Raw genomic sequence first — 12,623 nt, 5'->3', positions numbered from 1 at the left:
TTCTTAATTATTTGAAAGTTCAAAAGTGTAAAACCGTATAAAAAAGATTCTTTTTTACCATCTTTAAGCGAAGAACCGTTTCTTTGGTTGGGTATGCCAAATGAAAAATTTAGGTGAAAAATCATAATTACATGAAACGATATATTTGTTACATAGATATCGTTAATCTAAATTTAAATTGGTTTACTTTGTTGATGGTCAACAAAGTAAACTTATAAAAATATTTCTTGAAAGAAAAATCATTAAACTATTGCAATTATGATAATATGCTATATACTAAGACTTAGTTCAATATAGGCAGAGACTATGAGATGAAAGCCTAAATGTAAGCCCTTACTTAAAAAGGGGCTCATTTTGCATTCGTCTCTTTTTTGTCTGTAAAAAAATTTGAATGAGGGGGATTTTCATGAAGAGATTGGGAGGATTGGCTGCAAGTGTTTTATTGGCAGCGGGCGTACTGGCAGGTTGTGCAGGTGGCAACTCATCGGGAGATGGTGATAAAGGAAATATCACGCTTTATTCACCTGAAACACCGGATTTCACGAATGAATTGGCGAAGAAATACGAGGAATTACATGGACAGAAAGTCGATGTGAAGTATGCGGGAACTAACATTCTAGTGAATCAGATGATGGCGGAGAAAGAAAATCCGAAAGCTGATGTTTGGTATGGTGGAGGAGGAATTCTTCCGTTTGAAGCTGCTGTAGAACGTGGGATTCTTGCAGAATACATTCCGGATTTTGCTGCTGATTGGGATGTCGTAGAAAACGGCATTAAGCTCAAGCATCAAGATGGTAAGTATGTTGGTGTTGAACTTTTCGTCTTAGGATTCTCTTACAATACAGACTTGGTTACTGATGAAGAAGCACCAAAAACATGGGCGGATTTATTAGATCCAAAATGGGAAGGGAAAATTCAATTCCCGAACCCTGCAGCATCAGGTACAGCTACGCTAATGGTAATGGACCAAATGATGCAACAAGGGGAAAATGAGGCATGGGAATACTTTCAAAAGCTTGTGAAGCAGGCAAACTCTATTCCTGACTCAGGTTCTGCTCCAACAAAAGCTGTAGCAATGGGTGAAGCGCATATCGGCGTAGGATTTGACTTCATGGCGTATGAGCAAAAGGCAAAAGGGGAAACAGTCGATTTTATCGTTCCTGATAAGACACCAGTACTCGTTAATCCTGCAACATTAATCGAAGGTGGCCCGAACGCTGAAGGTGGTAAGAAGTTCATGGATTTCCTACTATCCAAAGAAGCACAACAAATTATGGCGGATTGGTACCACATTCCAATCAATCCAGAAGTCGAGTCAAAAACGCCACTATCACTTGAAAAAGTAAAAGAACATGCGGTAGACCTTGACATCGACTGGGTGAATGAAAACTACGACCGCGTTCGTAACGAATGGAAAGACAAATTTCAGTAAATAAGGGTGAAGATGAATGGGATCAGTAAGAATTGAAAAGATGACAAAATCATTTGGGGATTTTACTGCCCTTCACGACATTAACCTGAACATCGAGGAGGGCGAGTTTTTCGCTCTCCTTGGACCTTCAGGATGTGGGAAAACAACGACTATGCGCTGTATAGCGGGTTTTGAAAATCCTACTTCTGGAAGTATTTACATAGGGGATCGTGAAGTTGAAAAAATTCCTGCAAATAAGCGGAATTGCGGTATGGTGTTCCAAAGCTATGCGTTATTTCCACATATGAATGTGTTTGAAAATGTTGCATACAGTTTGAATATTAAACAACTGAATGCTAGTAATCCTATTAAACAAATGGGAATCTATGCCCGATTATTGTCAAGTCGTTTAGGAAAATATCCAAAAGATATAACTGACAAGGTTATGGAAATTTTGAAGTATGTTGAATTGGATCAACACGCCGAACGATTAACGAGTGAATTATCTGGGGGCCAACAGCAACGTGTCGCCCTCGCAAGAGCATTAGTTATGGAGCCAGCAGTGCTTCTCATGGATGAGCCATTATCCAATTTAGACCAAAAATTACGGCACTCCATGAGAAATACCATTCGAACGATTCAACAAGACTTGGGCATTACAACGATTTTTGTTACGCATGACCAAGAGGAAGCGATGAGTATGGCGGATCGGGTGGCAGTTATGGACAAAGGGCACATCGTCCAAATTGGCACACCGACAGACTTATATAGCAATCCTTCTTCACCGTTCATCGCAAACTTTGTTGGGACTTCGAATATATTAAAGGGAACTATTGAAGGTGAAGAGAACGGATTGACAGTCGTAAAAGGAGAAGGATTCTTGCTCCGCTCTGCTAATAAAGTACAGAAAAAAGAAGTAGATGTAATCATCCGCCCTGAACACGTTAGGGTTGAAGCTGCGGATAGTGTGATTGATCATACCCAAACGAATGTTATAGAAGGAAAAGTCATCATGTCAACGTATTTAGGATCCATTGTACGATATGACGTTCAAGTTGGTTCCTATCAATTAATCGTTGATACGACGTACTCCTCAGGTGCCAATATCTTTGAGGAAGGAAAGAAGGTTAAGTTAACGGTTGAACATGAGAGGGTGCTGTTAATATGAACCGATTAAAAAATAGCATCAATGGATTGACGGTTGTAAAAGTCCTCATCTTTGCATTTTTTGGTCTTTTCATGTTACTCCCGCTTCTCTCTGTCTTTGTCGTCAGTTTTACGGGTGAGCCAACAAATCTACTAGGGGCAGTTACGGATCCTGCAATTTTTAATTCTACGGTCGAGAAGTTTAAGAATATAACGTTGGATAACTACAAACGAATTTTCTCCAATGCTGGCTATTTCTCTGCTCTAAAAAACAGTCTTGTCTTGGCATTTACCGTTACCATTATTATCATCCTCGTCTGTATACCACTTGCATACGGGATTGCGAGAACGAAAATGCCTTTTAAGAAGACGATTTCCGCGTTATGTATGATTCCGTTAATTGTACCAACGTTCATTTCTGCCTACGCATTTATTATTATGTTCGGACGGTCTGGTTGGGTGACGCAAATCTACAATGCACTTGGTGGAGAAGGGATGTTATTAAACCCTTATTCCATGGCGGGCGTTGTTGCTGTTCAAGTATTCTTCTTTTTCCCATATGCATTATGGCCGTTAGTGGCAGCGTTTAAAGTAAGCGATGTCAGTTTAGAGGAAGCTTCGCAAAACTTAGGTGCAAAAAGCTGGTTTACATTTATATTCGTTACATTCCCGCTAGCTTTACCAGGTGTCATCTCGAGTGCATTGCTTATCTTTACGGTGAGTTTCTCAGACTTTGGAAGTCCAATAGTATTGGCTCCAAAAGAGTTAAATTTATTAGTCGTTGAAGCCTATCGTGAAATTGCTGGATTCTTCAATTGGGGAGGAGCTGCAATTCTGACAGTAGTTATGGTGCTTGTGGCATCATTTTTCTTCTACTTGCAACATCTCTTTACAAAAGGGAAAAACTACGGTTCTGTTTCAGGAAAGCCGAAACAGCAAAAATTGATTGAGAATAAAGTATTGACGCGTGTCTTATCAGGCTACTCTATGTTCGTTGTGTTAATTCCATTATTGGCAATGCTTTCTGTTGCATTGCAATCTGTTGCAACGACTTGGGGGAAAGATCTATTACCAACGGGTTATACATTGAATCACTATAAAACGATTTTCTCGACATCGATGGGGAACATTCAAAACAGTATTATGTTAGCAACGGGTGCCTTAATTTTAAGTGTGATTGTTGCAACGTTCGTTTCTTATTTTGTCGTACGTCAAAACTCTGCAAAGCTGGATTTTGTTGCTTCAATTCCACTTGTTGTGCCAGGAATCGCTTTCGGTATTGCTTTGATTCAAACATTTAACACGGCGCCTTTGCAGTTGACAGGTACTGCTGTTTTACTAATCATCGCATATACAATTAGGAGACTTCCTTATATGGTTCGCTCAACGATGGGGTCAATGCGTGCAATCAAACAGGATATCGAAGAGGCGGCTGTTAATCTTGGTGCGACACCTTTAACTGCGGCGATAACAATTGTCGGCCCACTCCTGTTACCAGGTATTGCTGCTGGATCCGTCCTTGTTTTCATTACCGTCATTAAAGAGGCAAGTGTATCAATCCTACTTGCTCCTCCTGAATGGGCACCAATGAGTTTAGCAATTTTCCAAAATATATTACGAGCAGAATATTACTCAGCTGCAGCCATGTCTGTCATTCTCGTAGCTTTAGTACTGATCTTGCAAGGTATTGCTAGCTTCATTGCTAAGAAACAGCAACTGTGATTGACCTTTAGTATAGTGTAGCTTGGCAGTTGGCAAAACTGATTTGGAGTGAGGATTTTGAAAGGTTTTATCTTTGACTTAGATGGAACGATTTATCTGGATGACCAGACGATTGATGGTGCTGCGCAAGCGATTAAAACCTTGAGGGACCGTGGGGATAAAGTCGTTTTTTTAACCAATAAATCGATTGCAAGCCGGAAAGATTATGTTGTGAAGTTAAATGCACTAGGCATTGAAGTTGAATTGGATGAGGTCATCAACTCCAATTACATTACAGCGCACTATTTGAAAAGTGTGATGCAACCGGGCGACAACGTGTATGTAATTGGAGAGGAACCGTTATTTGAGGAATTAAGTAGTGAAAATATACAGCTGGCGGACAATCCCGCCAGCGCATCTCATGTCGTCCTCGGTTGGGACCGTGAATTCACCTATGCGAAATTAAATGATGCTTTTCAAGCCTGGCGTAATGGAGCAGAAATTATTGCAACAAATCCCGATCGAACTTGTCCAGTTAAAGACGGAGAAATCCCTGATTGTGGAGCAATGATTGGTGCGCTAGAAGGTGCTACTGGTGAAAGTGTAAAAATGATTACTGGGAAGCCTTCCTTATTAATGGCTGAATATGTGCTCAAAAATGTATTAGAGATGGAACCGGACAACTGTTACATGGTTGGTGATCGGCTAGAGACGGATATTAAGATGGCGAATGACGCAGGGTTGCACTCCGTTTTAGTGTTGTCAGGTATTACAAACGAAGACATGTTGAAAGCAACAGCTTATCAACCTGATTTTGTGCTCCCAAGTGTTAAGGAGATAGCGACTTTATAAGTCAAAGTTCCACATTTTTGGGTCGCCTGAGGAAACAGCCAAAGCACCCGCCTCTAATGCATCGTGAACTTCTGATATGTCTGTAATGAGTCCACCTGCAATGATTGGATAGTCAAGTTCCCTTGAGAGTTGATCAATCACTTTTGGAATGATGCCCGGCAATATTTCAACTGCATCGGGTTGACAGGATTTGACCATTTCGATTCCTTTTTTAATTGCCGCTAAATCGATTAGAAAGATACGCTGGATCGTTTTTAATCCTAACTCATTTGCAGTCTTGACTATATGACTTTTTGTCGTAATGATCCCGGTTGGCTTCCAAAATTCTGCTACATAACTGAGGGCATTACGAGAGTTTGAAATACCGTCAATGAAGTCTAAATGAAGGAAGACGTGTTTATCGGCTTTACGTAATTGTTGGATGTAATCAGCGATTGTCATGAGATTTCCGGTTAGAAGAAAAACAATATTCGCTTTTGACGTGAGTGCGTGTTGCAGATCCTCTTCATTCTTAACGGAAGCAATCATTTGGGATTCCACCATGTCTACTAAATTCATGTTTGTTCATCCTTTCAAGCAATAAGAAATGGTGACTCTCTACTATAATAGTATAATAGATACAATTTTGAAAAGAGTAAATTTTATAAGGTCGGAGAATATGAGAAAAGGCCATTACAATCCTTGCATGAAGCAGGGTTATTGTAATGGCCTTTTTTATACAGGAGTGTGTTTACTATGAAATCTTTTTCGTTTAAAGGTAGACAAGAATTGTTGAGTGGCATTGAAAACGAACACTATGACGTCATTATTATCGGAGGCGGAATTACTGGAACAGGTATTGCACTTGATTGTGTCACACGAGGACTAAAAACACTTGTTGTTGAAATGCAAGATTTTGCAGCTGGTACTTCCAGTAGGTCTACTAAGCTTGTCCATGGTGGATTGCGTTATTTAAAACAATTCGAAGTCGGAATGGTTGCAGAAGTAGGGAAAGAAAGGGAAGTGGTTTATCGCAATGCTCCACACGTTACCCACCCTGAGTGGATGTTGCTTCCTATTTACCGTAAGGGAACGTTTGGTAAGTACTCTACGTCGCTTGGTTTAAAAGTGTATGATTTTTTAGCTGGCGTTAAGAAAAAGGAAAGACGCATAATGTTGACGAAAGACGAGAGTTTGAAAAGAGAGCCTTTATTAAAAAAGAAAGATCTCCTTGGTGCAGGCTATTACGTAGAATATCGAACGGACGATGCAAGATTGACAATTGAGGTAGCAAAAACGGCTTCTGCGAATGGAGCTGATTTGCTGAATTATGCAAGAGTAGAATCTTTCACCTACGACAATGAAGGAAAAGTAGCAGGTGTTTTTTTCAAGGACGTTATGAGCAAGCAGCTCTTTCATGTTACTGGTAAGAAGGTGATTAATGCGACAGGTCCATGGGTGGAAAATGTCATTGATCAGGATAAGAAGATTGAGGGAAAAGGTTTATTCCACTCAAAAGGTGTACATATCGTCATTGACAGTTCCAAGTTTCCGTTACGTCAAGCTGTCTATTTTGATACGCCTGACGGCCGGATGGTCTTTGCTATTCCTAGAAATGGGAAAACGTATGTTGGAACGACAGATACAGAGTACCATGAAGATTTAGTCCATCCGGAAATCAATGAAGAGGATAAACAATATATAATTGATAGTATTGCATTTATGTTCCCTGACTTGCAATTAGGAATGGCGGATATTGAATCTGCATGGGCAGGAGTGCGTCCGTTAATTCGACAGGAAGGGAAAGGGCCCTCGGAAATATCAAGGAAAGATGAAATTTGGACTTCAGAAACTGGACTAATTACAATAGCAGGTGGAAAATTAACAGGTTACCGAAAAATGGCTGAAACTGTAACAGATATGATTTGTCAGCAACTTAGGCAAGAGGGGCAGACTTGTTCAGATTCTATTACTAAAACATTGAAATTATCGGGTGGAAATTTTAAGGTGCCGGAAGACTACACACGCTTCATACAGGAAAAAGCTAGTGTAGTAGCATCAGAGGTAGGGATTTCGGAACGTGATGCCACAAGTATCGCTGCAACTTACGGCACGAATACTGAGGCAGTGATGAAGTGTGCAGATCTCGTATTACAAGATCATGACTTACCACTATCTATTAAGCTGACCTTACAGTATGCGATGGAAGAAGAAATGGCCATGACGCCTGCGGATTATTTTATTCGAAGAACCGGAGCGATGCTGTTTGATATTGAATGGGTTCAAAAGTGGAAAGGAGAAGTTGTTAATTATATGGCATGCTTCATGAATTGGACTGAAGCGGAAAAGCAAAAACATATAGATGAGTTAGAAGAGCGAATTGAGGAGATCTATTTGTAGAGGAATGTTTTCTTTTTTTGGTGTCAGCTAGTTTATACTACAGCAATTTGGATAAAAGTGGTTGAATGAATATGGAGATTTCATATAATCGTGGTCGGTGGGCGAGTTATCAATCAAAAAGTGAAAGTTATCGATCAAATACGGCGAGTTATCGATTGGATAGTGAAAGTTATCGATCGGATAGCCAAAGTTATCGATCAAATTCACAAAGTTATCGCCATTTCGTGACCTTTTGACTATGTTATTCTGTTGTTCACCTTTCATTTGTGTGAACCTTTCAATTTTCAATGAACCTGAACCTCATGTACTCATTCAGCTTTTATAATTATAGAAAAACGCCTTTCTGCATCCCGCAGAAAGGCGTTTTTACAAGTACACAATAAATCCTTAAAACGGTCCCCAATTCATCATGACACCAATAGCCAGGAAGATGATGCCGAGTACTGTCCAGATGAGGAGTAGCGGGAAGACGAAACGGACCCACTTTGTCCAGGCGATTCCTGCAATTGCAAGGTTTGCCATGAGAATGCCGGATGTTGGGGTGATGACATTTGTGAAGCCGTCTCCCATTTTGTAGGCTTGTACAGCTACTTGTCTCGGGATTTCCATGAGGTCTGCTAACGGCGTCATGATTGGCATGACGATGACGGCTTGTCCGCTGCCGGAAGAGACGAGTATGTTGAATAATTCATTCGCGATGAACATGACAATCGCTCCGCTCACACTTGTGAAAGGGGTCATGACTGTTGCCATTCCTTGGACAATGGTATCGAGAATTTTACCTTCTTCTAAGATGACGACGATTGAGCGAGCCATCCCGATAATCATTGCGCCGTAAACAAGGCCTTTCGCTCCTTCGAAAAATTCTTTGACGAGACGGTTCGGTGTGAGTCGGCCGATAACTGCAGTACCGACTGCAATGATGATGAAGATGGCAGCCATCTGATTAAGGCTCCAACCGTACTTGAAAACACCGAATACATAAAGAGCAATCCCGAGTACGAGCCAAATGAGGACCAATTTGTGGGTTCCTGTTAGCTGTACTTCTTTATTCAAATCGTCGCGTTCTTCGTACTTCGGAAACGGATTATCGCCTAGCACGCTTTTCATTGGATCTTTTTTGATGCGCTTTACATACCACGCAATGTACAGAATCGTTGCAAGTAGGACCGTAATGTAGATGATGATTCGGTACCCGATGCCTGAAAACAGCGGTAGTTGAGCAATTTGCTGTGCAGTTCCCGTCGTCAACGGATCAAGGAATGCAGTATTAAATCCTGCGTAAGCCCCTAGATAAATGATCGATACCCCTACGATTGCATCGAGCTTCATCGAACGAGCTAATATAATCCCGATTGGAATAAAAGCAATAACTGCATTTACGATAATTCCGAGCGTGCCGAAAATCGAAAAGAGAATCATAACAATGGTAATTAATACAATTTCTTTATTTTTCGTCCGCTCAATGGTCTTCAAAATCAGTGCGTCAATGGCACCGGTCGATTCGATGACTGCAAATGATCCACCGATAATTAAGACGAGAAAAATCAATGGTGCAGAAGCAATCATTCCGTTCTGGATGGCAAGGAAAATATCCATCGGACTTGCTGCTGAAGATTCAATTTGTGTGTAACTGTCCGGTACGACAATCGTGACGCCGTCTACTTCTTCTCGTTGAAATTCTCCTGCCGGTATGATGTACGTCAATACGGCCATAAGCACGAGAATCATAAAGAGAATGACATATGCATCCGGAATGCCGAGTGTCCACTTCTTTTTCTTTTCCAAACTATCACTCCATCCTGAATTATTTATTAATTTGGTTGACTAGCTATATAGTAAATCATATAATTTATTTTGACAACGATAAATTTTATGATTTATTACAAATGAAGGAATGTTGTAGAGATGCGTTACGACGAACGAACGAAAAAGGAATATGAAAAACTGACAGCTGGGTTAAAGAAGGTCGCAGAAGCATTGCTGACGAATCCGATTTTATTTGCCACACATCCAGCGAAAAAGATTGCGCATGTACTCGGTGTAGGCGAAACAATGATCATTCGTTTTGCAAAAGCAATTCACTATGAGGGTTTTAGTGCCCTTCAAACGGATGTGCAGAGGAGTTTGCTGACCATCCGATCACCTGAGAATAAACGAGCAGATCAGCATCCGTTCAGCGGCATTATGGAAAGTGACAGTGATAATATTACGCAAATTGCGGGGCATTTGGATTGGGCTGTTGCCGAAAAGATTGTGGATTGTTTAGTCGAAGCAGAGGCAATTAACGTCATTGGCTACTATCAATCGTTTGCGTATGCCCACTGGTTCACCGTGTTGCTGAACACATTGCTTGGCAATACGACACTGTATCGCCCGGAAACGGATATTGGCATGACAAAGCGTGGGAGTGGACAGTGCGTCGTCATCTTCTCGTATTACAGGTATGCACTTGGCACGATTCGACTGGCGGAAGAAGCGCGAGCAAATGGCAATCAAGTCATCGTTATTACCGATTCAGGCTCTTCACCTGTCGTCGACTTTGCGGATCATGTACTCGTCATTCCGATCTCGCAAAAATCAGTTCTAGAAAAAGGACCTGTCACGTTTTCAGTTTTAAACAGCCTGCTGCTACATGTCGCGCAACAAATTGACAAGCTGGATCTGATTAATCCGGCAAACAATTACTATATTCAATGAGAGGGGTTTTGATTGATGGGCACGTTAACGAAAGATCAAGTAATGAGTACGTTTGAACATTTACATGCAAATCCTGAGTTGAGTTGGGAGGAATTTGAAACAACGAAGTTCATTCAGCAGAGATTGGAAGAGGCTGGCTGTGCAGTGACTGTTTTTGATGATTGTACAGGTGTCATCGGGGATATCGGGAACTTCTCGGGAGACGTGCCGGTCATCGCGCTACGTGCCGACATGGATGCGCTTTGGCAGGAAGTTGATGGGGCATTAAAGGCGAATCATTCCTGTGGCCATGATGCACATATGACGATGGTGCTTGGGGTTGTAGAAAACGTTAAGAATTGTAGTGATTTACTTGAACAGATAGGCATCCGGTTCATCTTTCAACCCGCGGAGGAAGTTGGTGCGGGTGCATTGAAACTTGTGGAAAAGGGGGCTGTTGACGCAGTTGACTATTTTTATGGGATTCATCTACGACCTCATCAAGAGACGGAAAACGGCAAAGCTTCACCGGCTATTGTTCATGGAGCGACCGGCACCATTCATTTTGACATACGCGGGGATGATGCACATGGTGCTAGGCCGCATTTAACACATAATGCGATCGAAATTGGAACATATATTGTGAATGCTATCCAAACGATTCATCTTGACCCGACCGTACCACATTCGGCGAAAGTGACGCGTTTTGAAGCGGGCGGCAGAAGCACGAACATCATACCGGGAAGTGCTTCGCTCGCAGTCGATTTACGTGCCCAGACAAATGATGCGATGGAAGTACTGTCAAAACGGATTCACGCAGTTCTCGATTCAGCACGTTCGTTCTTCGGGATCGACATTCGCATTACCGAAGAATACGGCATCGCAGCTGCCGAAGTTCATCCGGAGGCACAAAATGTAGCTCATCAAGCGATCGCAGCAGCGCTAGGGGATGCAAATACGACCGAACCGATTATTACACCAGGCGGAGACGATTTTCATTTTTATACAATCAAAAAACCGCACTTGAAAGGAACAATGATCGGACTTGGTTGTGACTTGAAACCAGGTCTCCACCATCCGAAGATGACGTTTGACCGCGACGCCATGATGAACGGAATTGCCGTTATGACAACGATTTTAGAACTGCATGCGAAAGGGGAAACTGGGAATGAAATCAGTCACAATTAAAGAAGTAAAACTCCACCATACGAATGTCTCGCTCATCGCTCCGTTTACGACAAGTTTTGGGACAATGCAGAACAAAGATGTGTGTCTCGTAGAAGTAATTGACGAATCCGGCCTATCCGGTTGGGGGGAAACGGCTACGAGCAATGAACCGTATTACAATGAGGAAACGACTGCGACAACGGTTTATATGCTAAAGGAATTTCTTATCCCACGGCTTATTCATCGGGAAATCAGTCATCCAGGCGAAGTCCACGGCATGCTGGAATTCGTCCGACGAAACAATCTTGCAAAAGCAGCAATTGAAACAGCTATTTGGGATGTATTCGCTAAAAAGAACGAGCAGTCGATCGCGGAAATGATTGGCGGAGAGAAGAAGGAAATTGAGGTTGGGAAAAGCATTGGGATTCAAAAAGATCCTGCCACGCTTGTTGAGAAAGTACGAGAATATGTGGACGAAGGCTTCAAGAAGATTAAAGTCAAAATCAAACCAGGCGCAGACATCGACTACATCGCAGCCGTTCGTAAAGAATTTCCGGACATCGTGCTTATGGCAGACGCCAATTCTGCTTATAGCTTAAAGGATATTGAACATCTGAAACAACTGGATCCATACAACCTCATCATGATTGAGCAACCGCTTGCCCATGACGATATTATCGATCACGCAAGTTTACAGAGAGAACTGACGACACCAATCTGCCTCGACGAAAGCATCCACTCTGTCGAAGACACTCGGAAAGCAATCGAACTCGGCAGTTGCAAAATCATTAACATTAAGATTGGACGCGTCGGGGGCCTCTCGGAATCCATCCGCATCCATGACTTATGCAAGGCGAACGATATTGCCGTTTGGTGTGGCGGCATGCTTGAAACAGGAGTTGGCCGCGCTCATAACATTCAAATGACAACGCTATCGAACTTCACAATTCCTGGGGATACAGCACCATCCTCCCACTACTGGGAAGAAGACATCGTGACGCCTGAAATTACGATGGAAAACGGGATTATTCGTGTTCCGTCGGGCTTCGGGATTGGTTACAGTGTAGATGAAGAGAAATTGCGGAAAGTGCTTGTTCGTAGTGAGACGATTCGTACGGGAGAGTCTGCGCATCCGATACCGTCATAAATGAAGTACCCCTGCATGGTTTTGTGCTGTGCGGGGGAGTTTGTCTGTAACTACTAGTGAAGCAATTTGAATTGTGTAATAGCTATTTATCACTTTTCTAACTATCCAAATGCATTAAATTAACAGGAATGTTTAATGAAT

10 protein-coding genes are annotated in these 12,623 nt (G+C 42.0%); 8 read left to right on the top strand and 2 right to left on the bottom strand.

The annotated features are described in order from the left end of the window. The first annotated feature begins 406 nt into the window (after positions 1-406). Genes ACVHUV_RS18760 through ACVHUV_RS18745 form a run of 4 tightly spaced genes read left to right on the top strand, consistent with a single transcriptional unit; the run spans position 407 to position 5,110 of the window. Positions 407-1,432, top strand: a complete 1,026-nt coding sequence (locus ACVHUV_RS18760) for an ABC transporter substrate-binding protein (RefSeq protein WP_462085647.1) — start codon at positions 407-409, stop codon at positions 1,430-1,432. Positions 1,433-1,448: 16 nt separating this feature from the next. Then, positions 1,449-2,579 carry an ABC transporter ATP-binding protein gene (locus ACVHUV_RS18755; RefSeq protein ID WP_462085646.1) on the top strand — a complete coding sequence of 377 codons (1,131 nt, stop codon included), beginning with the start codon at positions 1,449-1,451 and terminating at the stop codon, positions 2,577-2,579. Further along, positions 2,576-4,279, top strand: a complete 1,704-nt coding sequence (locus tag ACVHUV_RS18750) for an ABC transporter permease (RefSeq protein ID WP_462085645.1) — start codon at positions 2,576-2,578, stop codon at positions 4,277-4,279. Before ACVHUV_RS18755 ends, ACVHUV_RS18750 begins: the two co-directional genes overlap by 4 nt. 48 nt (positions 4,280-4,327) lie before the next feature. Then, positions 4,328-5,110, top strand: a complete 783-nt coding sequence (locus tag ACVHUV_RS18745) for an HAD-IIA family hydrolase (protein WP_462085644.1) — start codon at positions 4,328-4,330, stop codon at positions 5,108-5,110. Here the strand turns inward: ACVHUV_RS18745 and ACVHUV_RS18740 are convergent. After that, the gene (locus tag ACVHUV_RS18740) at positions 5,105-5,668 is read right to left on the bottom strand and encodes a glycerol-3-phosphate responsive antiterminator (RefSeq protein ID WP_462085643.1); all 564 of its coding nucleotides are present in this window, start codon (positions 5,666-5,668) and stop codon (positions 5,105-5,107) included. The genes ACVHUV_RS18745 and ACVHUV_RS18740 overlap by 6 nt on opposite strands. 177 nt (positions 5,669-5,845) lie before the next feature. Here ACVHUV_RS18740 and ACVHUV_RS18735 point away from each other — a divergent pair, with 177 nt between their 5' ends. Continuing rightward, on the top strand, positions 5,846-7,489 hold the full coding sequence (locus ACVHUV_RS18735) for a glycerol-3-phosphate dehydrogenase/oxidase (RefSeq protein WP_462085642.1): 1,644 nt from the start codon (positions 5,846-5,848) through the stop codon (positions 7,487-7,489). 387 nt (positions 7,490-7,876) lie between these two features. Here ACVHUV_RS18735 and ACVHUV_RS18730 read toward each other — a convergent pair whose 3' ends face one another. Beyond that, a complete protein-coding gene (locus ACVHUV_RS18730) occupies positions 7,877-9,277 on the bottom strand; it encodes a YfcC family protein (RefSeq protein ID WP_462085641.1) in 1,401 nt (466 codons plus the stop codon). A gap of 120 nt (positions 9,278-9,397) precedes the next feature. Here ACVHUV_RS18730 and ACVHUV_RS18725 point away from each other — a divergent pair, with 120 nt between their 5' ends. From ACVHUV_RS18725 to menC, 3 genes are read left to right on the top strand one after another with little or no spacing between them, the layout of a single operon-like run. Then, positions 9,398-10,189, top strand: a complete 792-nt coding sequence (locus tag ACVHUV_RS18725; protein WP_462085640.1) for a MurR/RpiR family transcriptional regulator — start codon at positions 9,398-9,400, stop codon at positions 10,187-10,189. Positions 10,190-10,204: 15 nt separating this feature from the next. Beyond that, on the top strand, positions 10,205-11,356 hold the full coding sequence (locus ACVHUV_RS18720; RefSeq protein WP_462085639.1) for a M20 peptidase aminoacylase family protein: 1,152 nt from the start codon (positions 10,205-10,207) through the stop codon (positions 11,354-11,356). Next, positions 11,337-12,482, top strand: coding sequence for an o-succinylbenzoate synthase (gene menC / locus ACVHUV_RS18715; RefSeq protein WP_462085638.1), 1,146 nt, complete (start codon positions 11,337-11,339; stop codon positions 12,480-12,482). Before ACVHUV_RS18720 ends, menC begins: the two co-directional genes overlap by 20 nt. Positions 12,483-12,623: the final 141 nt, after the last annotated feature.

It is taken from the genome of Sporosarcina saromensis, assembly GCF_054901285.1.
This window is presented reverse-complemented; position numbering and strand designations above follow the sequence as displayed.